Genomic DNA, 22,393 nt, shown 5'->3' with positions numbered 1-22,393 from the left:
TATGACTATCATGTACGGTATCAGCAATTGCGATACAATCAAAAAAGCCAAGAAATATTTAACTGATAACAATCAAGAATTTACTTTCCATGATTACCGTAAAGACGGCATTAGTGCTGAGCTAGTTAATGAGTTTGCAGCGCACATTGATTGGCAAGATTTAGTTAATAAACGCGGCACAACTTACCGTCAATTATCTGATGAGCAAAAGCAAAACCTAGATAAAGAAACTGCATTAGCATTACTGGTTGAGCAACCTGCGATGATCAAGCGCCCGGTACTTGTGCATAACGGCCAATACCACTTAGGTTTTAAAGCCGCTCAATACGATGAGATTTTTGCCTAATGACTCACCCTGTTATTGAACTTGCTCAAGCGCTTATTCAGCGTGAATCAGTAACGCCTGAAGATGCTGGTTGCCAAGCGTTAATGAACGAACGCCTTGAAAAACTTGGCTTTAATATTGAATCACTGTTTTTCACTGATACGCTAAATACTTGGGCTCGTAAGGGCGATGCGTCACCGCATTTTTGTTTTGCTGGTCACACAGATGTTGTACCAACAGGTCCTGAAAAAAATTGGCAGCACCCTCCTTTTTCTGCACAGGTAAAAGACGGTATGTTACATGGCCGCGGTGCAGCCGATATGAAAGGCTCTTTAGCTGCCATGGTGGTTGCCACCGAGCGTTTTGTCGCTAAACACCCTGATCATAAAGGGTCAATTTCGTTTTTAATTACGTCTGATGAAGAAGGCCCGTTTATCAACGGCACAACCCGTGTTATCGATACCCTTGAAGCACGAGGTGAGAAGATTGATTTATGCCTAGTTGGCGAACCATCTTCACGAGATGTACTAGGCGATGTGGTAAAAAATGGTCGTCGTGGTTCATTAACTGGCTTTTTAACTGTGAAAGGTGTGCAAGGCCATGTTGCTTACCCGCATTTAGCACAAAACCCAATTCATTTAGCTGCTCCTGCGTTAACTGAGCTAAGTCAAACCGAGTGGGATCAAGGTAACGAATTTTTCCCTGCAACCAGCTTTCAAGTTTCGAATATTAACGGTGGCACTGGTGCCGGTAATGTGATCCCAGGTGAGCTTGAAATTCAATTTAACTTTCGCTTTAGCACCGAAGTAACTCACCAACAGCTACAGCAACGAGTGGTTGATATTGTTGAGAAACACAACCTCAATTACGAGCTAAATTGGATTGTTAATGGACTACCGTTTTTAACCGACCATGGCCCGTTAGTTGATGCCACCGTGCACGCTATTAAGCAGGTAACTGGACGCGACACCGCACTTGAAACTACCGGCGGTACTTCTGATGGTCGCTTTATCGCACAAACGGGTGCCAAAGTCATTGAGCTTGGTCCGCGTAATGAAACCATTCATAAAGTAGATGAATGTGTTAGCACCGATGATTTAATTCAACTTGCTGATATTTACGAAGTGATTTTAGAGCAGCTGCTTACATGAACCAAACAGAGCTTAAGCAATGCGCCACTGGGTTGAGTAGCTCACATTTAGTTGAGCTACAAAATCATCGCTTGCATCGTAATATTGTCGATGATTTTTTAGCTCTGCAGCAAGGGGCAAAACAAGCAGGAATTGATCTGACAATTGCCTCAAGCTTTCGTGATTTTTATCGTCAAAGTGCAATTTGGAATGCTAAATTTCAGGGCCTTCGACCAGTTTACACCCTTGAGCAACAAACGGTAGATTTAAAAAGCCTAAGTGATACTGAAAAGTGCCACGCTATTATGCTTTACTCGGCACTCCCTGGGGCAAGTAGGCACCACTTTGGTACCGACCTCGACATTTACGATACCCGCCCTATTGACGATGATTACCAGCTGCAATTAACCCCTGATGAGTATTCGCCCACAGGGCCCTTTGCCAAGCTTGCTGCATGGCTTGACGATAACCTAGAAAAGTATGGTTTTTATCGCCCTTACCAAGAATACAAAGGTGGGGTTGCCCCTGAGCCTTGGCATATCAGCCACATTGGTGCAGCTGCTAAGATGATGCAGTATTTGTCAGTTGCAACATTACAACAATGTATTGATCAAAGTGAGCTTAGCGGCAAACAAGCGATACTAGCCGAACTAAACACCCTGTATGAACGCTACGTATTAAATGTTAATAAGCCCAAATCTAGACACTGCGCTTTTTAGCCATTAAAAACACCAGTACAGCGCCAAGAATTAAGGCACTGGCTACAACTAAACGCGCTGTTAATTGCTCATCTAAGACCACCACCCCAGCTAATGTGGCAAGCACGGGCACGGTTAGCTGTACCACACCTGCTTGGCTACTTTTAAGCCTAGGTAGTGCAATGTACCAAATGCTATAACCAAGCCCAGATGCAAGCGCTCCTGAAGCTATCGCCAAATAAACGCCAGTTGCTGTGATACCCTGCCAATCAACCACGGCTAGAAAGACTAAAATTGGCACAAGTATTAAACTTCTTAGAAAGTTAAAGCTGGTTGCTTGCAAAGGTGAGCTGCATGATTTTCCGCGAATACTGTAAACACCCCACGCCACACCACTTAACGCCATGAGCATTGCCGGCATGAAAGAAGGCACCGTGGCTGAGGGTAGCATTAAGTATATAAACCCCGCAAAAGCGACAAACAAAGCCCCCCACTGCACTTTACTGAGTGGTTCTTTATTTAAAACACTATGGCCTATCATGGTTAACTGTACTGCTGAAAATAAGATAAGTGCGCCTGTGCCAGTGTTTAAATCAACATAGGCAACTGAAAAGCACAGCGCGTAAAAAAATAAACTAAGCGCACTGATATTGCTACCTTTGTCGGTTAAAGGTTGTGCTGATTGTGATTTTGATCTCAATAGAGTTGTTTGCCATAAAAGTATACCAAGCAACATAAACGCCCCACTCGCTAAGCGAATGACGGTAAAACTTAACGGATCAATATCACCACTTTGCAATGCCATTCGGCACAGCAAAGAGTTAGCTGCAAACGCACAAAGTGCAATAAAGGTATACAGTACAGTGCTTAACAAATGCGGTGTTCCTTTAACATAAAAAATAAAAAGACCAGAAAGTTGTCTATTAACTTACGATTTTTTACATAATTTATCATATAAGGTTAAGCCGCGTATGCTAATCTGAGTACATTGTTTAAAAGGAGTGTTCAGTGCATCGACGTTTATTTATTGGAGCTGCTTTACTGTTATCTGGTTGCAGTACCATAGGTATTACTGATCTATTCCAAGATTATGCGACGCAGCTAAGACCTGTGCGCCAAGCTGTTTCTCAAAATAACATAGCAAGTGCTCAGCAGCTTTTGCCAAGTAACAGCCGAGGCCATAGTAACTATTTGTTAAATCAGCTTGAAACGGCCCGTCTTGAGTTTTTGGCTAAACAAAATTCTCAGGCCAATGAGACCTTTGAAGCTGTTTATCAAAATATGGAAAAAAAGCGTCAAGCAGCCAAAGTACAGCTAAGTGCAGGCCTTGAGCAAACAAATTCATTATTAACCAATGACTCAGTGATTGGTTATGAGCCAGCAGCCTATGAAATGACCATGCTGCATAGCTACAAAGCACTGAGTTATGTATTTGATAAACAACTTGAATCTGCATTAGTTGAAGTTAGACGCGCTAATAAAGTGCAAGAAGATGCACTAAAAGATAATCAAGCCGCACTTGATGAACAAGCGGAAAACTCCGCTGAAGGCTACCCTGATATGGCCGAGTTAATTGGTAATGTCAAAAATGGCTTTCAAAATGCTTTTACGTTTTATTTATCGGCCCTACTTTATGAGGCAGATAAACAATTTGATGATGCCTATATCGACTATAAGAAAGCGCTCGAAATAAACAGTGAGAATAGCTACTTACAGCAAGCAGTGTTACGCCTTGCCAAAAAACAAGGTTTTGATCAGGACTTTGAAGAATTTAGCAAACGCTTTGGCAAATTAAAGCAAGCTCAAGCAAACACAGGCCAAGTAATTGTAATTGCAGAGCAAGGTTTAATACCAGCAAGGCAAGAGTTTAATTTACGGTTACCTATTTATACTTCGCGTGGCGATGCACGCTTTTATAGTGTTGCCATGCCAGTTTATCGCGCTGCGCCCTATGCGGCCAGTGATAAAACAGTGACTCTCGATGGCGAAAATTTGCCACTGACGCCCATTGTTAGGCTCGAAGCGCTAGCGGCGAAGACATTAAAGGATCAAAGTGCTGGCAGAATAACCCGACAAGTAATGCGTCTGGTAGCAAAAGAAAAGGTACGTGCAGAGTTAGCAAGAAGTGGCGGCGATGTTGGTAACATTTTAGCCAACATTTATAACGTTGCATCTGAGCAAGCTGATACACGAAGCTGGTTGACTTTACCAAGCCAACTTAGCATTGCTCAGCACCCAATGCCCACAGGTCAGCACACTTTAACTGTGCCAGGGCATGGCGAAATAACTTTTACGGTTGGTAAGCAAGGGTTAACCTTGATTTTTCTAACTTCCATAAATAACTACTACGACACACACGTTGTACAACTCTAGGAGCAATGATGAAATACTTAGTGCCACTATTAACCATTTTACTTGTTGCGGCTTGCTCCTCACGCCCTACCACTTCTGGCATTGGGGTTGAGCAGGCATCACAACAGTATAACCAACAACTGATTGTTAATAACCCTGAACTTGGCAAGAAATTAGCCATTACAGATGTAAAAACACGCCAAACGAACGGCTTAACTGATGTGGTTGTGACACTGGCAAGCCAGTATAAAAAATCTCAATATTTACAATACCAATTTACTTGGTATGACGCTGATGGCTTTGTTATTCGCGGCAACCACTCACCTTGGCAACCCATTACTTTATTTGGATTTGCTAAAACTCAATTACCGGGCCTAGCCCCGACAGCAAATGCTGTCACCTTCTCGCTTGCAGTGCGTGAAGTGTCAACAGAAGCACAAGAATTTGAAGATTAAGGATACTACAATGAAATTACTTTCTGTTAAGTCGGCTGCGGCCGTTGCAATGACAAGCGCTTTGTTACTATCTGGCTGTGCTAATAAGGCCGTTGTTAGCTATGGTGATGCGCAAGCTGTTGAAACCACAGACATAAATTTTGGTTCAACAGATCTACAAAAAGTAGCCAGCCAAATGACAGACTCGTTACTTGCTTCACCTGTGGTTGGCACCATGACAGCAAATACTCGCCCTATCGTGTTTGTTGAGCGTATTAAAAACAAAACGAGCGAGCATATTGATACTGAATCAATCACCGATTCAATCTCAACACAGTTATTACGCAGTGGTAAGTTCCGCTTTGTTGATATGACCCGTGTTGAAGCTGTGCGCGAACAACTTAATTTCCAAAACGTCGATCCACTAGTTGATCCAAATACCGCTATTGCCTTTGGCCAGCAAGTTGGTGCGCAATATATGTTATACGGCAACTTATCGAGCATTGTTAAATCAAATGCTGACAAGGCTGATGTGTATTACAAATTCACTATGCGTTTAATGGATTTAAAAAGCGGCTTAGTTGAGTGGGCTGATGAAACTGAAATCCGTAAAACACGTGAGAAATCAACTTTTGGCTGGTAGCCAGGAGGGTTTATGAAATACCTAGTAGCAATCTTAGCAAGCTGTTTATTACTGAGCTCGCCTAGTTATGCTGAATACCAGCGTAACAAAGCAGTACCAGTACAACAGGTGTTGTTTGGCTCAGTACAGTCAGTACGAACCATTACTGAACAAGAACTGGTCAAAGATAAAACCAACGGTTGGGAAACCTTTGGCGGTGCACTTATTGGCGGTGTAATCGGTAATCAGTTTGGTGGCGGTAGTGGCCGTACTGTAGCAACCATTTTAGGTTCGATGATTGGTGGCTCTGTTGCTCACAACCGTCAACAAAACAGTCGCGTTATACAATATCAGCTCGTTGAATTGATGATCAAAGTAGAAAGCGGCGAACAGTTTATGGTTGTGCAAGACAAAGATAACCAAATGCTGTTTAACCAAGGTGATAAAGTACGTTTGGTGTACCTCACCGATAACACGGTGCGTGTTGATAAAGCGTATTAAAAAAGCGAGCCTCGGCTCGCTTTCTTTAGCTTTGTCGATAATCAGCGAAAAATCGCTGCATCTTACTCATGGCTTCTGTTAAATCATCTTTGTTTGGTAAAAACACCAATCTAAAATGATCAGGATCAGGCCAGTTAAAAGCGCGACCATGCACTAATAAGATTTTCTCCGCTTTGAGTAAATCTAAAATCATGCGCTCATCATCTTTAATATTAAAGTGCGCCGTATCCACTTTCGCAAATGCGTAAAGCGCCCCTTTAGGCTTTTTACAGCTAATACCATCAATTGCATTTAAACCACGCCATGCAATATCACGCTGAACGTAAAGCCGACCACCTGGGTTTATCAGGTTATCGATTGACTGCACACCACCTAAAGCTTGTTGAATAGCATATTGTGCTGGTACATTGGCACATAAGCGCATTGATGCCAGCATATCTAGGCCACGGCTTAAGTCGTCCATCATGCTAGTGCGACCGCTTAGCACCATCCAGCCCATTCGCAATCCCGCAGCGCGGTACGTTTTTGCTAGGCCATTAAAGGTGATAATTGGTACATCATCACACAGTGCGCCAATTGAGCTGTGGCTGACACCGTCGTACAAGATTTTCTCGTAAATTTCATCGCTCAGTAACAACAACTTGTGCTCGCGAGCAATATTGATAAGTTCCATCAACAGATCATCGCTATACACCGCACCGGTTGGGTTATTCGGATTTATAAGCACCAACGCTTTAGTCTTTGACGTGATCTTCGATTTAATATCAGCAATATCAGGGAACCAATCTTGTTCTTCATCACATAGATAATGCACAGGGTTACCCCCTGCTAATTTAACCGATGCAGTCCATAGCGGATAATCCGGTGCAGGAATAAGCACTTCGTCGTCATTATCAAGTAATGCTTGTGTGGTCATTTGAATTAATTCGCTGACCCCATTGCCAATATAAATATTATCGACATCAAGATTAAATAAACCGCGTTGCTGATAGTGTTGATAGACAGCCACACGGGCTGAGTAGAGGCCTTTAGAGTCACAGTAGCCTTGGGCTGAATATAAGTTACGAATGATATCTTTGTGCATATCTTCAGGCATATCAAAGCCAAAGGCAGCTGGATTACCAATGTTTAGCTTTAATACTTTTTGCCCTTCGTCTTCCATTTTTCGAGCTTGTGCAAGCACAGGCCCACGTATGTCATAACAGACACCGTCTAGTTTGTGACTCTTTTTGATTTGTGACATGGTTACCTCTACTAATTAGCCTTAAGACTACCCCAGTAAAGGGGTACCATGCCAGAGGATTTTTGCGGTTATAACTGAAATAAATTCAAGTTTTTAGCGAGTAGCGAACCAAGCTTGTAATTTTTCTACAGAGCCAGAAACTTGCTGATCGATACTTGCACTGTTTTGCTGTGCTATATCAGCATTCCCTTCATTGAGTGCATGCTCAATTGATTGAGCGAGCTCAGATAGACTTTGGGCTCCAAATTGGGCAGCATTTGATTTTAAGCTATGAGCATGACGCGCTGCAGCTTCGTTGTCTGAACCAAGATTAGCGTGCACTTCAGAGCCTAACCTTTGAAACTCGCTACAACAAAAAGAAAGCGTGTCAGCAAATTGATCACCCAGTAGCGACTCCATTCCTTCAAGCGCACTTTCATCGATAGTGATAGTCGTCATCTTTATCCCTTAATAAAACCAAATATTTAAATCGCAATTTTAGCTGTCTGCTTTAAAAATGCAAAATTACAGCTCTAGCTCATGTATACTTAAGAGACTTCAAATGTATACAAGAGTATCTATGGCTAGAGAATTATGCTCACATTGTGGCTTTTCAATTAAAACCTGTTTATGTGATTCAATAAGCATAATCAATAATAAACTAAAAATCATTATATTACGCCACCCAAGTGAGGAAAAAGTCACTAAAAATACGGCCAATTTACTGAATTTAGGTTTAGAAAATTGCCAGATCATCGCTGGTGAGTCTGAGCAAGACTTTTTACAGCTTGCAACATTGCCAAAAGCAACAACAGCGGTTCTTTACCCTACTGAGGATGCCTTAAGTCTAGATGAGCACACTGCCACTACAGATGCTTTCAAACAGTCTTTAAATCATTTAATCGTAGTTGATGGTACATGGAAAAAAGCCTACAAAATGCTGCAATTAACCCCTAGCCTCCGTGCATTTCAAACGGTGAGTTTTAAGCACATACCACAAAACAAATACGTCATCCGTAAAGCACCTCGAGCAGATAGTTTATCAACTTTAGAAGCTGTAGCTCATAGCCTTAAATTAATTGAAGGCATTGATGTAACACCACTATACAGATTATTAGCAGCACTGGTCGATAAGCAAACCCAGCATATGCCGGATGATGTTAAGGCACGCTATCTCTAATGCGTGTATCAAAACGACTAAGCGCAGGTTTTCATCGCCAAGGACCCGATTATCGCTTTGATGATCAGATCGATTTTGACGATATTCGCGACACCTTTGGTTTTCGCACTATGGTGGTTGGTAATTGGGTTAATAAGCAAGAACGGCTATTAGCGGCGAATTTAATTTACGATGCTTTAGCCGATCTTGCGCAAATACTGACTTTACCGCCAACGGCAATTGGCCTTAGAGGGAAACTCAATTTTGCTTTTGGTCATGGTGGACAAAAAGGTGTGCAGGCTCATTATAATGCTCACAGCCAAACCCTTGCGCTGGCTAAAAATGCAGGTGGTGGCGCACTCGCCCATGAATGGTTTCATGCTTTTGACCATCATATTTGTCAGCACTTATTTAGCGGCAGAAAGAGCATGCAATTCTGTTCGGCGCTGTGGCTCGAACAGTCACCAGACTTGAGTCATCCACTTAATCAACGCTTAAATGAGTTTTATCATCAGGTATTTTTAGATAACTCTGGTAAAAATCCAAATGAATTCGTAAAACAATCTATCGCTTTTGATAAGCAAGTAAAGCAACTTTATATGAGTATGCCTGAGGAACTAGCTGCCCGCTGTTTTGAAAAGTGTATTAGCGTCCACCCTAACATCAAAAATAGCTTTTTAGTGAGTGGCTTATCGAAAAGTGGCTTAATCTACCCGGATGAGCAGCATACGATGAATTGTTTTGAAGCCTTGCTTAAATATTTTAATCAGCTAGGTTCGCTGTTGCATCAAGATTAAGGTCAAGTTTTTGTACCTCGCTTATCCAGTCTAAATAATCATCTGCAGCAAGGGGTTTTGAAAAATAATATCCCTGTCCAAACTGGCAACCATAGCTTTGTAACATAGCGAGGCTTTGCTCATCTTCAATACCCTCAGCAACAACATGTGCACCTAAAGTAGTGGCGATATCACAGGTTGCCTTACAGATACTTTGATCATTAACCGAAAACGGCAGATTTAACACAAATTGTTTATCTATTTTGACTTCATCAAAACCAAGTTGGCTTAAATAGGCAAGTGATGAGTAGCCTGTACCGAAATCATCAATAGCGAGTTTTAGACCTATTAAACGGTAATCATCAAGCGTGGCTTTAATTTTTTTACTTTCTTCTAAGGTCGCTGATTCAGTGAGCTCTAACATCACTGATTCAGCCGCCACATTTTGCTCATTTAAAATGGTAATTAGCAGCACAGGTAAATTTTTATTTAATAAATCCTTTGCAGAAATATTGATGGAAATAACATGATCGGGTATCAGTTTGCAAAACTTCGCTTGCCATTCAACTCCCTTTTCAACGACCCACTCTGTTAGCTGATTGATCACCCCTGCTGACTCTGCAATTGGAATAAATATCTCAGGACTAACAATACCAAAAATTGGATGTGTCCAGCGCAGTAATGCTTCACAGCCAACTACTTTGCCCGTTTTCAAACATATCTGCGGTTGAAAGTGCAAACTTAGCTGATTTTCATCAATCGCAATTTTAAGCGCTGCCGCAATGGATAACCTTTGTTCAGAAAGCCGCGCACTTTCTGAGTCGAACATACGCCAACGTTCACCTTGTAGGCGCTTTTCAGTCATTGCTTGTATTGCACATTGCAATATTTGTTTCGCGGTATTGCCATGCATCGGGTAATAAGCAACACCAATATCAACACGGTCGACTAAGTTAATTTCTTCATGAGTAAGGCCCTCTTCAAACACACCATGGATCATGCAGGCAAATTGCTCAATATGACTTAATTCTAGTTCGCCCAAGATCAAACACCCAAATGTACTATCGTCAATATGAGCAAGCCATGTGCTTCTGGTGGCTTGAACTTCCAACTTTAATGTATTCATGGTCTGCATCTGAATGTTTAATATACTTAGATTTTCATTGATACAAATATTAGCTTGCTCAAACCCAAAGGTAGAACGTGCATTTGAGAGTACATGAGGTTTAAATAATAAAACTGAAAAATGTTGCTTTTGCGACACTTTTTTCATCATTTGCGCGAGTAAAAATTGTTTATTTGGTAGCTTCGTATCCGCATCGTGCAGCATCGAATAACTAAATGCTGAAATTTGCTGACGGTCTTTTAATAACAGTACGGAGCAGATCGCCAATGATGTGAGCAATAAAATGGTGTTATGAATTCCATGGTAGCCAATACCAAATCCATTCCATAAAAACAGACTTAACACCTGAATAACAATAATTAGAAGCATAAAAATACGCAGATGAGTACGATTACCCTTACGCTTAATCAAACTATAAAATATTACACAGGCAAAGCACAAAAAGCCCAAACAGCTGACTATAAATAACCACTGACGATTAAAATGAGGCAATAGTGATGACAATAAAGCTGCACTGAATAAACACAGCATCATTGCTTGCCAGGCCTTTTTAAACTTTGCTGTATAGGTATGGATCGCTAAAAAATGATATAAAAAATAGCTCACAAAACATAATGCGAACTCATTAACAGGCCATTTAGATTCCCAATTAAAACCACCAATTAGATAATTTATTAATCCGTTATCGATTAAAAACCCAATGGTGACCAATATAAAATAGGCATTTAGGACTAAGTATTTTGTTCGCTGGGATACAAAAAAGTAAACACCACAAACAAACATACACAAAATCAGCCCCCCTAAAATCGCACCGTAACTCAAAATAGTTTGATGTAAGTCAACTTCAAAACTTTTTGCTGTTTCGACACCTAGTTCTAATGTTAGCGATCTTTTGTGCACAAAGTTAACTAGCGCCCAGCGAGCTCCTTGGCTGTGCTCTATTAACCAATGAGGTCGCACATTCGATAAACTTTCTAGAGAAGCAAGCCGCTGATCATTGGTGGACTGATAATTTTCATCTAACAGATAAAACTTTGCCCACGTTAAGTTAGGCTCACTAAGATAAACAACATAGTTTTTATTTTCAGGCAATTGCTGTAAATCGATAATTAACCAATAGGAGGTTTGTGCTGCGAGGCGAACCGTATTGTTTTCTAAAGCATTTAAAGGCTCAGCATTTTGCAGTGATACTTCGAGGGTCTGACTAAGTTTGGCTAAAGGCTGTTCTGAATCAAGTACCCATACCGGTAAGTTATTGCTTGCAGCATTAATACTGGCACTATGAAGCAATACGCAGCCCAGTAAAACGAGCAAAATTTTTATAACCTGATGGATCAGCTTGCCAATAAAGTGCATTTTAGCTCCGTGCTTTAAACACCAGCTAAAAGTATGGGATGAATACGCTTAAATTGCCAATTTATGAGAATGCAAATAAGTAAAAAGTTGAACAAATAATGATATGTGGCCCAAAGACCACATGTTGAAGGATTATTTATTATCGTCACTAATGCGGCTTGCTACTGCCGTATTTTGATCTTTATATTTAGCATCTTTACGTGTGTTATAAGGGCTCTGTGCTGGGCTTGTCATGGTTTCAAAACTCATGGCACCAATTTTCATCATTGGACGAAGCGCAAGTGGCAGCTTGCCTGAGTTATAAAACTCTAAAACGATATTACCCGACCAACCTGGATCAATACGATGCGCTGTTACATGTACCATCAAACCAAGGCGTGCTAACGACGAGCGACCATCTAACCAACCAACAATATCTGCTGGTAAAGTAACTTTTTCATGAGTAATAGCCAATGCTAATTCACCTGGATGAAGGAAAAAAGCTTCTTCTTCATCAAGCACAATTTCATCACTCATGATTGATTCCATTGCCTTATTAAGCTGATCTTTAGGGCCACTTAAATCAACATACGCAGCAGTATGATCTTGGAAAACACGAAACTTATTGCCCAAACGCAGGTCAACCGTGACACCCGAGATCATTTCATTACTTGGTGCTGGCTCTATAACAATGCGGCCTTCGTCAATATATTGCTGAATATGGGTATCTGATAATCTCATTTATTATTCTACCTAAACAACTTAAACATTTGATTTAAAGTTGGAAAAAACGATAACTTTAACAAAAAACACAAACCTTTTGCGTCTACGAAAAGCTAATTATAGTGGACTTAGTGAGGCATATATTACACAAATCAACTGTGCGTTGCTTCAATAATTATTAATTAATTAAAATAGATAATAAAAAGCCGCTCAACGAGCGGCTTTTGTTCCTTTTGAGATCACATATTAAAAGCTATAACGGGCACCGATTGTGTAACGTGGTCCATATTGACGAGCAAATAAGAACTGCTCTTCGTAACGGCCATAGCCACGCTCAGTTTCGTTGTTAAGGTTTATACCTTCAAAGAAAACAGTCGTGTTTTCGTTAATGTCGTAGTTAACACTCAAGTCCCACTGACCATATGTATCGCCAAATTGTGGCGGCGCATCAGATGAGCCTTGTGCTTGACCAACACCAATTAAGTAAGAGTCACGCCATGCGTAAGTCACTTTCACAGATAAACCATCTTTATCGTAAAAAGCTTGGAAGTTAGCTGAGTCACTTAAGCCAGATAAAGGAGCTTGTTGAGTCAAACTTGCTACATCAAATTCAACATCACCATCAACAAACGTAGCATTAACCCCTAAACCAAAGCCGCTTTCACCAAATAAGTGTTGAACAGCTAGTTCAAAGCCATCAACCGATTTACTATCCGTGTTTTGTGGTTGAGAAATATTCCATACCATCAGTGGATCAGAACTCGTTGGTTCAATAGCACCATCCACATTACCATAACCTAATGCCAGCATTTCATTGAACACAGCGTCACTTGTAGCTTGCTCACCACGAGCTTCTACAGATGCCACAGCTTCAATGTAACGAGGACCATTTAAGATATCGTATAAACCATCAATGGTTGTTTCAGTTATTTGCGTTTGAATAAAGTTATCTACGTCTTTTTTGAAGTAACCAACCGACGCGTAGCTACCTTCGCCGTAGTAATATTCAAGTGATAAATCGAGGTTAGTTGATTCAAATGGCAACAGATCAGTATTACCTTGGCTACCTGTACGCGAACCTGGTTTCGGGCTACCCGTTAAGCTACGGCCACCAGCCAAATTACCCAGCGGCGCACGTGCCATGGTTTTACCCCATGAAACACGACCAACAAGCTCGTCTGTAATTTCAACTTTTACGTCGATGTTCGGCAACCAGATATCATAGTTACCTTCTTCTTGATAAAAGTTATCTGTACCGCCAGTTTCGTACTGCATGATCCACTCAGATGCACTCACCCAGTTAACTTGGCTTTCAACACGTTGACGAACCGTACTGGTCACATCCGTTTCTTCATAACGAAGACCTGCGTTAATCTGTACGAAGTAATCAGATAATTCAAACTCCCATAAGCTGTTCACATAGAAGCTTTGCGTTTTCTCTTCTACGTAGCTTTCACTGTCGATACCATCAAAGAATGGATCAATTGAGTATTGATTATCGCCCAATAAGTCTTCATTCAAATAAGCAAGTTGACGCGCTAACGCTTCTTCAAAGCTATAGGTGTAATAGTAATTTGGTTCAAGGGCACTACCACCACCAGAGAATTGATCTAGCATGTCGCCTGTATCATTATAAGTGAACATGCCATCAGGGAAGATTTCGGTGAATGATGGGTTAAAACCAGGGCCGCCACGTAAGCCACTCCATGCAGTAAAACCGCCCATAGTTTGCTTAGTATTGGCAGCACCGAATTTCACTTTAACAAGTGGAATTTCAAAGCTTTCATTAAACCAGGTTGCATGAAGCTGAGCTTGCTCAACATTAGACTCACCAGGCGAGTAAATAAACTGACTGAAGTTTGAATCAATCTCACTTGGATCAAGCACCGTTGTGCCATTGTTCCAGTTAACGTAGGCATGCGGAACTTCACCAGTGCGATAATCATATACTTTGCTCTGTAACTGATCTGAGCCAAGAATGATTTGACCATCAGAACCTAAGCCATCATCTGCGCCGTTATCTGTTTCGTTTTTCGAATCGTGATAATCGAACTCAACTTCCCACTGGTCGTTAATTTGCCACTCTAGGTTTAAACCAATTGAACGTGCTTTAACTTCAGTAGTGCCACGGCTTGCTGTAAATGAACCATCATTACCACTGATATCGGCATAAATCGCTGTACCATTTTCATCAAGCTCATAGCTGTTAATGTTACTGCCAAACTCATTCCAAATACCCCAACCCACGGTATTCACACCGGTGATTGCACGACTCGCCGTGTAATCAACCGTTGCAGTGAAGCTTTCAATTGGCGAGTACTGTAAAGTTACTTGGCCATTAGTGCGCTCACGTTCAACATCAGCAATGCTGTAGTTCATGTCTTTCGGAAAGAAATGATTACCGACACGGTTGCCTTCACTATCGACTGCACGAGGGTCAATGTAGTCAGCTTCATCAAGGGTCGGTAAATCAACATTGGCTTGCCAACCTTGAATATTGGCGTTTTGCTGTTGAAAATCACGTTCTTGATGTGAGAATGATGCCGCAAAACCAAATGTATCATCAACATAAGTATTGCTGTACATTGCAGAAAACTCTGGGGTTACATCATCACCGGCCTCATTAGATGAATCGTGAATAGCCTTAATAGACGAGCTAAATTTCTCGCCAGGGCTATTTAATGGGCGCGTAGTAATAATATTTACCGTAGCACCTAGACCACCACTTGGTACATCTGCTTGCCCTGATTTCGCTACTTCAAGTGCACTGACACCGTCAGCGGCAATATTCTCAAGGGCGTAAGAACGGGTGTAACCCGTGCCTGGCATTTGACGGCCATTCAGCATTACGAGGTTAAACTCAGGACCAAAACCACGTACCGTAATTTCGCTACCTTCGCCGTTAGAACGACTCACTGATACACCGGTAATACGTTGTAATGATTCAGCTAAGTTAGTATCTGGGAATTTACCCATCTCTTCTGCTGAAATCGCATCTACAACACCTGTTGCATCACGTTTCATATCCATGGCGCGGATCATACTGCCACGAATACCTTTAATTTCGATAACTTCAATATCGTTATCAGCTTTCTCTTGTTCATCTTGTGCATAAGCAGACATAGTGCCCAGCCCTGCAGTTAAGATCATCGCAACTGACGCTGCAAGAGGTGTTTTAATAAATTTTGTGCTTTTCATGATTTACCTGCTTTTGCAATATGTTGTCATGGATACTGGGTGCCATATTCAGCACCCATCACTTGTTGCCAATGTTAATTACGGGTTTGAAATAACTGCATTATCAATACGGAACACAGCTCCCTCACCTTGACTCCACGCAGGAAATACCATGATGACATCAATTGAACTTATGTCTAAACCGGCTTGTAACAATGAATTGACCGTAAAAGTATAGGTTTGCCACTCACCTGCAACAGGGTCAACACCTTCTATGCTGGTATTAAGGTTAACTTCAACTGCAGTACCACCATTATCAGGGCCACCACTAGATTCTACTTTAACAAACCAAGCTGCATCCGGTGTTGATGATAAAGAGGTGATCTTCATCTCAAATTGCAATACACCCTCATCAATTAAAGATGATGCATCAAATTGACTGCCACTGCCGCCTGATGTAGTACGGTTGTTAAAGCCAACAACGGTTGGTTTTGGTCCAATCGAAAATTCAGCAGTCAAACCATGTTGCTCATCATCGACGGCCTCAATAGGTGCTAAATCACCACAACAGTTCCAAAGTGGCCAATCAAGATTCATCTCGTCAGCAAAAAGAGTTAATGTTGCAGGAGGTGCATCATTTGTGATCTCTACATTATCCACACGATAAACAGCACCATCACCTTGACCCCACGCAGGGAAAATCATGATCACATCAATCAGCGATACATTTAAACCCGCATCAGCTAATGTTTGCAGTGGGAAGGTATAAGTTTGCCATTCACCAGCAACTGGGCTAACACCTTCAGTGCTAGCACTTAGGTTTAGTTCAACGGCTGTCTTGCCTTCATCACTTTCAATTTTGAAAAGCCAAGGTGCATCTGGAGTAGAAGGTAATGAAGTCACTTGCATATCAAAACGCACAAAACCATCTTCTAACATAGCGCTGGCGTCATAAGGAGACGCTTCACCATTTTCATCGGTAATAAAGAGATCACGGCTAATAAAGCCATTTACTGTAGGTTTTGCACCTACAACAAACTCAACTACATTACCACGCTCTGCATCTTCAACAAGCGCAGGTGTTGATTCACCGCAACAATCCCATGCAGGCCAGTTAGGGTTAAAACTGCTATCAAAAATAGTAAGCGGCGTTACCGTGCCATCACTTGGTGGTGTTGGAGCAGGTGCTTTGCCTTGCACAAGTGCATCGTCTAAGTTGTCGTAACCCGGGCGCACGGTTTCACAACCTTTACCTGTATCAGGGTCTTGCGCACACTCATAAACACGAACATAGTCTACTTCAAAAGTTTGACCATTTTCGAATACAGTTGCATCAATACCGGTTGCATTAACGTTTTCAGGCCAATCACCACCCACTGCGAAGTTCAGGATTAAATAAAATTCTTGATCGTAAGGAGATGCATCCCAGAAAGTTGTTAACTCTCCGGTTGTTTGATCAAAGTACTCTGAATACCAGCCTCTGTGCTTAAGTGCAATCTCATTGCCCTTCGCATCATAAAGCACTTCTGATTGGCGCTGTGTAGCATATAAATAATCATCTACGTACCAACGAATTTCCCCCTCTTGCCACTCGATAGCATAAGTATGAAAGTCATCTGCCGGATTAGAATCTTGCGCGAAGGTATACGCTTTACCACTGCTATCATTATTTGGCCACTCTTGGCCGTAATGTAACGTGCCGTAGATATTTGACTCTACACCGTCATCGGTTGGTACTTTTAAATTAACCGACTCAACAATGTCGATTTCTCCTGAACGAGGCCATCCACCATAAACTTCATCGGTAGGCATCATCCAAAACGCAGGCCAAGAACCTTGCCCACTAGGCAGCTTTGCTCGTACTTCAAAGCGACCATATTTAAAATCAGCTTTGTAACGAGTATTAATACGCGCAGAGGTATAAGGCTTATCAGCCCCTTCTTCCGCAAGCAATGCAACGATATTAAGAATACCGTCTGCAATAAAGGCGTTTTCTTCACTGTCGGTATAACATTGTTTTTCGTTATTACCGCCACCCGCACAGTTTATTTCGAAACTCCATTTTTTGTCATCGATAGCATCGCCATCAAAATTATCTTCCCAAACCATCACCCAGTCTGAAACAGGCTCAGTTGGGTTGACAGTATCAATTTTCGTATCTGTGGCAGAGCCGCCGCAGCCAGCTAATGTCGCTACTGAAAGCGCCATTGTAAGTTGTGTTAAGTGTGTTTTGAATCTGTTCATTGCATTGAACCCTAACATTATGTGTTTGTTAGTACTCAACTGATTTATATGAATATTATTCTAACCAGTCAATTGTAAGCGCTTACATTTAAAGACAAATAAAAAGCCCCGTAAATGTAAGCGCTTTCATTAGACTATGATAAGGTTATTAAAACGTCAATAAAATATTAACATTTGTGGCGATTTTGTTTTTTGGACATGTTTAACGAAAATGTAGGCTACATAAGGCTAAAAGAGGGGTTTAAGAGCAAAGTTAATGATAAAGAACCACCCAAGATTTTGTTAATAAGAAAAACCCATTAACAAAATCTTTGCAACAATCAATCTTCAGTAATGACTATTTCAACTGCGCTTGTGTGCGCCTGTTGATAATACAAGCTACTGGCAAGTACACGGGCAGCGGTTTTGTAGGTTTCGCTTATTTGAGCCGCGTTGTCTTTGGCAATTAAATCGCCCTGCTCCGAGCTTTCACGAATTTCAATGGCCAGTGGAATATTTGCCAGCACAGGCACACCATGACGATGTGCTAATTTTACGGCACCATCTTTACCAAATACATGATTAGGCTCACCACAATGACCACATAAGAAGTAGCTCATGTTTTCAATTAAGCCAAGCACAGGCACGTTCACTTTATTGAACATGGCAATGCCCTTTTGTGCATCGGCTAGGGCTAAATCTTGAGGCGTGGTGATGATCACCGCACCACTGGCTGGCACTTTTTGGCTCATGGTTAATTGAATATCACCCGTGCCTGGAGGCATATCAACGATGAGATAATCAAGCTCTCCCCAAGCGGTCTCGTTCATTAATTGATTAAGTGCACCTGATGCCATTGGTCCGCGCCAAACGGTTGCATCATCGCTTGGTACTAAAAAGCCAATCGATTGCGCTTTGAGGTTATGCGCCTCAAAAGGAAGTAAGTTTTTATTATCGGCTGTTTTAGGCTCAGCCCCTTGTAGGCCCAGAAGCAGTGGAATAGACGGGCCATAAATATCGGCATCGAGAATACCCACTTTGGCACCTTCTTGCTCTAAAGCTGAGGCAAGATTCACCGCTGTGGTTGACTTTCCAACGCCCCCCTTTCCTGAAGCAACGAGCACAATATGTTTGATTTGCTTAAAACTAAATGTGCTTGGTAATTTCACTTTAGCGCTAATTGACACAGGCACTGATAGTTTATCGGCGACAAATTTTTCAATGTCGTTGATTTCGCCCAAGCCTGCAAAAGGGAGGTTTAATTTGACTTGCCAGCTTTTATCGCTGTTTTGATTAAGCTCTTCGAGCCAATCTTGCTCAATACCAATGGCAAATGCGCTACTACGATAAGCGGCTAAGGCAGCAATGATAGGTGCTTTTTCAGCCGATTTACTTGAGAATAGTTTTGACAGTCCAAACATAGCAATAAATTAGCGTTTCTTTGATGAAAAGTGCTGCGGAATTATGTAACATTCAAGGCATTAAAACCAGACAATTAGATAATATCATTGCTTTAGGTTGCATATAAGCAACTCACAATGAATTAAATAATGATATTCGAGCATATTTGCATCGAACTAATCTCAACTCGGAATGATTATGGCACAGCGAAAGATCCTGATTACTAGCGCATTACCTTATGCCAATGGCCCGACTCACTTAGGTCATTTACTAGAATATATCCAAACTGATATTTGGGCGCGTTTCCAAAAACAACAAGGTCATGAAACCTATTACGTTTGCGCGGATGATGCTCACGGCACACCAATTATGCTTAATGCGCAAAAGCAAGGGATCTCGCCAGAAGAGATGGTTAAAAACGTGAGTGTTGAACGTCAACGTGACTTTGCTGATTTCAACATTGAGTTTGATAACTATCACAGCACGCACAGTGAAGAAAACCGTCATTTCAGCGAGTTAATCTACAACCGTTTAAATGAAGCAGGTCACATTAAAAAGCATACTATTTCTCAACTTTTCGACCCAGAGAAAGGTATCTTCTTACCTGATCGCTTTGTAACAGGTACTTGCCCAACGTGTAAGTCAGAAGATCAAAACGGTGACAGCTGTGATTCTTGTGGTGCAACTTACAGCCCAACTGAGCTTATTAACCCACGCTCTGTAATGTCGGGTGCTGAGCCAATTTTAAAAGATTCTGAGCATTACTTCTTCGACCTACCTGCTTTTGAAGACATGCTTAAAGAGTGGTTACACTCAGGCACGATTCAACAAGAAATGGCGAACAAGCTTGATGAATGGTTTGCAGATGGCCTACAGCAGTGGGATATCAGCCGTGACGCACCTTACTTTGGTTTTGAAATCCCAGGTGCACCGGGTAAATATTTCTACGTGTGGCTCGATGCACCAATCGGCTACATGGCAAGCTTTAAAAACCTGTGTGATAAAAAAGGGATTGATTTTGATGCATTCTGGCGCGAAGACTCAGATGCAGAGCTTTACCACTTCATTGGTAAAGATATCATCTATTTCCACAGCTTATTCTGGCCTGCAATGTTAGATGGCGCAAAATTCAGAAAGCCAACAAATGTATTTGCCCATGGTTTTGTAACTGTGAATGGCGCGAAGATGTCTAAATCAAAAGGCACTTTTGTTAAGGCGCGCACTTACCTTGATAACCTAGATCCTGAGTATCTTCGTTATTACTACGCAGCAAAACTAAACAACGGCATTACTGACCTTGATTTAAACCTTGAAGACTTTGCACTACGTGTAAACTCAGACTTAGTAGGTAAAGTGGTTAATATTGCAAGTCGTTGTGCAAGCTTCATCACCAAGAAGTTTGACGGCAAGCTTAGCGACACCGTAATGGACGAAGCGCTATTAGGTGAGTTCCAAGCGGCTTCTGCAAGCATTGCAAATCACTACGAAAACCGTGATTACAGCCGTGCAATTCGTGAAATCATGGCCCTTGCTGATAAAGCAAACCAATTCATCGACGCTAAAGCGCCATGGGTGTTAATTAAAGACGAAACAAAACAACAAGAAGCACACGATGTATGCTCACTTGGTTTAAATATGTTCCGTGTACTTATCACCTACTTAAAACCTGTTCTACCTGGTATGGCTGCAAACGTTGAAGCCTTCTTAAACGACGGTTTAACATGGCAAGGCGCGCAAACAGCGCTGGTTGGTCACGCAATTAATAAGTTCAAACCGTTAATGCAACGTGTTGAAATGGATAAAGTAAACAAAATGATTGAAGAGTCAAAAGAAAGTCTAGTTGCTGAAAAAGACAAGATTGATCCAAACAGCCCACTAGCAAAAGAACCTATCAGCCCAGAAATCGAATTTGATGATTTTGCTAAAGTTGATTTACGCGTAGCAAAAATTGCTAAAGCAGAACACGTTGAAGGCGCAGATAAGCTATTAAAACTAACCTTAGATTTAGGTGGCGAAACGCGCCAAGTATTCGCAGGCATTAAATCTGCGTATGCACCAGAAGACATCGAAGGCAAGCTAACTGTAATGGTAGCAAACCTTAAGCCTCGTAAGATGCGTTTTGGTATGTCTGAGGGCATGGTATTAGCTGCAGGCCCTGGCGGTAAAGAAATTTATATTCTTAACCCTGATGAAGGCTCAGAGCCTGGCATGCGTGTAATGTAATTACACAATTGCTAGTTAATATAAAGAACCGTTGTGTTTCAGACACAACGGTTTTTTTGTATTTAATGAATGCTTTAGATTAATGTTGTTAGCTTAAGAGCTGGGGCATGCAGGATATTCAGTCAGTACTTGAGTAATTATTTGCCCAAACTGCTGGTGTTGCTGTTCGGTAATCGCAAAAGCAGCATTGTAAGCTAGGGTATCTGCAAGCTCACCTGTTATAACTTCATAAAAAGTCATCGCGGTCAGTAAGTGCCCTGCATCTGAAGCATGATTTCCATCTGCACTGTAAAAATTAAGCCCAGGTAATGCGGCGATTGCTTTGTCCCAAACTAAGCCGATTGGTGCAACACAGCTTGCCTCTTTTTCGCTAATCGACAAATGCAATTGATAAACAAGCTCCCCTTCTTTGCTATCACCTCTTTGCGGATGCTCAGGAAACAAAATAGGTGTAATTTCCAGCTCTTTTGCACTGGCAATTAATCGCTCAGCCTCATTTGTAGAATAATTAACAGAGCCAGACTGAGAATACTTTTGACCTTGAAAAATAGCATGGCTCCAATTGGCTTGCTGTAGCTTTTCAACATTGCCCGATGTGTTCACTATTTCATCTAAAAAGCGACCACTGACGGTAAGCGTTGAAACTTGAGCGTTGGTTAACTCACTGGAAATAAGCTGTTCAAGCAAATCCCCTAATCTAGCACTATGGCTATTGCCATAAATAATAATTTTATAGTCAGCACTACCACTGTTATCGACAAGCTCAACACCTGTATCCGGGGTTGAGCTGTTAGTGTCATCAACTTTTGTAGATTCGTTTTTTGAGCTCGAACCACATGCAACCAGACTGATCGAAAAGACGAGTAATAAATAGCATCTAATTAATTTCGCACACTTATCATTTATCATACTTTACCTTTTGGCTTATTATTTTTATGTCGTTAATATTGAAACATAAAATTCTAA

19 protein-coding genes are annotated in these 22,393 nt (G+C 41.5%); 10 read left to right on the top strand and 9 right to left on the bottom strand.

Going from position 1 to position 22,393, the window contains the following annotated elements; translation table 11 throughout:
- The first annotated feature begins 1 nt into the window (after position 1).
- Genes AOG27_RS10385 through AOG27_RS10375 form a run of 3 tightly spaced genes read left to right on the top strand, consistent with a single transcriptional unit; the run spans position 2 to position 2,174 of the window.
- The gene (locus AOG27_RS10385; RefSeq protein ID WP_054552958.1) at positions 2 to 346 is read left to right on the top strand and encodes an ArsC family reductase; all 345 of its coding nucleotides are present in this window, start codon (positions 2 to 4) and stop codon (positions 344 to 346) included.
- Positions 346 to 1,476 (top strand): succinyl-diaminopimelate desuccinylase, encoded by a 1,131-nt coding sequence (dapE, locus tag AOG27_RS10380; RefSeq protein WP_054552957.1) that lies wholly within the window; start codon positions 346 to 348, stop codon positions 1,474 to 1,476. The genes AOG27_RS10385 and dapE overlap by 1 nt, the downstream gene beginning before the upstream one ends.
- On the top strand, positions 1,473 to 2,174 hold the full coding sequence (locus AOG27_RS10375) for a M15 family metallopeptidase (RefSeq protein WP_054552956.1): 702 nt from the start codon (positions 1,473 to 1,475) through the stop codon (positions 2,172 to 2,174). Before dapE ends, AOG27_RS10375 begins: the two co-directional genes overlap by 4 nt.
- Here AOG27_RS10375 and AOG27_RS10370 read toward each other — a convergent pair.
- Positions 2,155 to 3,027: a DMT family transporter gene (locus AOG27_RS10370; RefSeq protein ID WP_235523690.1), complete on the bottom strand. Its 873-nt coding sequence runs from the start codon at positions 3,025 to 3,027 to the stop codon at positions 2,155 to 2,157. The genes AOG27_RS10375 and AOG27_RS10370 overlap by 20 nt on opposite strands.
- 134 nt (positions 3,028 to 3,161) lie before the next feature.
- Here AOG27_RS10370 and AOG27_RS10365 point away from each other — a divergent pair, with 134 nt between their 5' ends.
- The 4 genes from AOG27_RS10365 to AOG27_RS10350 are packed head-to-tail and all read left to right on the top strand — an operon-like array spanning position 3,162 to position 6,062.
- Positions 3,162 to 4,526 carry a COG3014 family protein gene (locus tag AOG27_RS10365; protein ID WP_054552955.1) on the top strand — a complete coding sequence of 455 codons (1,365 nt, stop codon included), beginning with the start codon at positions 3,162 to 3,164 and terminating at the stop codon, positions 4,524 to 4,526.
- Between the two features lie 8 nt (positions 4,527 to 4,534).
- On the top strand, positions 4,535 to 4,960 hold the full coding sequence (locus AOG27_RS10360) for a YcfL family protein (protein ID WP_054552954.1): 426 nt from the start codon (positions 4,535 to 4,537) through the stop codon (positions 4,958 to 4,960).
- 10 nt (positions 4,961 to 4,970) lie between these two features.
- Positions 4,971 to 5,582, top strand: a complete 612-nt coding sequence (gene lpoB, locus AOG27_RS10355; protein ID WP_054552953.1) for a penicillin-binding protein activator LpoB — start codon at positions 4,971 to 4,973, stop codon at positions 5,580 to 5,582.
- Between the two features lie 12 nt (positions 5,583 to 5,594).
- Positions 5,595 to 6,062, top strand: coding sequence for a glycine zipper 2TM domain-containing protein (locus tag AOG27_RS10350; protein WP_054552952.1), 468 nt, complete (start codon positions 5,595 to 5,597; stop codon positions 6,060 to 6,062).
- A 25-nt stretch (positions 6,063 to 6,087) separates the two neighbouring features.
- Here AOG27_RS10350 and AOG27_RS10345 read toward each other — a convergent pair whose 3' ends face one another.
- Both AOG27_RS10345 and AOG27_RS10340 read right to left on the bottom strand, forming a co-directional pair.
- On the bottom strand, positions 6,088 to 7,305 hold the full coding sequence (locus AOG27_RS10345; protein WP_054552951.1) for a pyridoxal phosphate-dependent aminotransferase: 1,218 nt from the start codon (positions 7,303 to 7,305) through the stop codon (positions 6,088 to 6,090).
- A 93-nt stretch (positions 7,306 to 7,398) separates the two neighbouring features.
- Complete coding sequence (locus tag AOG27_RS10340; RefSeq protein ID WP_054552950.1) at positions 7,399 to 7,743, bottom strand: Hpt domain-containing protein; 345 nt, start codon at positions 7,741 to 7,743, stop codon at positions 7,399 to 7,401.
- A 121-nt stretch (positions 7,744 to 7,864) separates the two neighbouring features.
- Here AOG27_RS10340 and AOG27_RS10335 point away from each other — a divergent pair, with 121 nt between their 5' ends.
- Complete coding sequence (locus tag AOG27_RS10335; RefSeq protein ID WP_054552949.1) at positions 7,865 to 8,464, top strand: tRNA-uridine aminocarboxypropyltransferase; 600 nt, start codon at positions 7,865 to 7,867, stop codon at positions 8,462 to 8,464.
- The gene (locus AOG27_RS10330) at positions 8,464 to 9,240 is read left to right on the top strand and encodes a CLCA_X family protein (RefSeq protein ID WP_054552948.1); all 777 of its coding nucleotides are present in this window, start codon (positions 8,464 to 8,466) and stop codon (positions 9,238 to 9,240) included. Before AOG27_RS10335 ends, AOG27_RS10330 begins: the two co-directional genes overlap by 1 nt.
- Here the strand turns inward: AOG27_RS10330 and AOG27_RS10325 are convergent.
- From AOG27_RS10325 to apbC, 5 genes are all read right to left on the bottom strand, one after another.
- Complete coding sequence (locus tag AOG27_RS10325; RefSeq protein WP_054552947.1) at positions 9,206 to 11,701, bottom strand: EAL domain-containing protein; 2,496 nt, start codon at positions 11,699 to 11,701, stop codon at positions 9,206 to 9,208. The two genes, AOG27_RS10330 and AOG27_RS10325, sit on opposite strands and share 35 nt — an antisense overlap.
- A 132-nt stretch (positions 11,702 to 11,833) precedes the next feature.
- Positions 11,834 to 12,421: a dCTP deaminase gene (gene dcd / locus AOG27_RS10320; RefSeq protein WP_054552946.1), complete on the bottom strand. Its 588-nt coding sequence runs from the start codon at positions 12,419 to 12,421 to the stop codon at positions 11,834 to 11,836.
- Between the two features lie 228 nt (positions 12,422 to 12,649).
- Positions 12,650 to 15,601, bottom strand: coding sequence for a TonB-dependent receptor (locus AOG27_RS10315; protein ID WP_054552945.1), 2,952 nt, complete (start codon positions 15,599 to 15,601; stop codon positions 12,650 to 12,652).
- A gap of 78 nt (positions 15,602 to 15,679) precedes the next feature.
- Positions 15,680 to 17,824: a glycoside hydrolase family 16 protein gene (locus AOG27_RS10310; RefSeq protein WP_054552944.1), complete on the bottom strand. Its 2,145-nt coding sequence runs from the start codon at positions 17,822 to 17,824 to the stop codon at positions 15,680 to 15,682.
- 320 nt (positions 17,825 to 18,144) lie between these two features.
- Positions 18,145 to 19,224: an iron-sulfur cluster carrier protein ApbC gene (apbC, locus tag AOG27_RS10305; RefSeq protein WP_054552943.1), complete on the bottom strand. Its 1,080-nt coding sequence runs from the start codon at positions 19,222 to 19,224 to the stop codon at positions 18,145 to 18,147.
- A 178-nt stretch (positions 19,225 to 19,402) separates the two neighbouring features.
- Between apbC and metG the strand changes: the two genes are divergently transcribed.
- Positions 19,403 to 21,427 carry a methionine--tRNA ligase gene (gene metG, locus AOG27_RS10300; RefSeq protein ID WP_054552942.1) on the top strand — a complete coding sequence of 675 codons (2,025 nt, stop codon included), beginning with the start codon at positions 19,403 to 19,405 and terminating at the stop codon, positions 21,425 to 21,427.
- A gap of 93 nt (positions 21,428 to 21,520) precedes the next feature.
- Here metG and AOG27_RS10295 read toward each other — a convergent pair whose 3' ends face one another.
- On the bottom strand, positions 21,521 to 22,336 hold the full coding sequence (locus AOG27_RS10295) for a hypothetical protein (RefSeq protein WP_054552941.1): 816 nt from the start codon (positions 22,334 to 22,336) through the stop codon (positions 21,521 to 21,523).
- Between the last annotated feature and the right edge of the window lie 57 nt (positions 22,337 to 22,393).

It is taken from the genome of Pseudoalteromonas lipolytica (assembly GCF_001306915.1).
Classification (GTDB): Bacteria; Pseudomonadota; Gammaproteobacteria; order Enterobacterales; family Alteromonadaceae; genus Pseudoalteromonas; species Pseudoalteromonas simplex.
The sequence above is the reverse complement of the archived record's forward strand: the minus strand, read 5'-3'. Positions and strand labels throughout refer to the sequence as shown.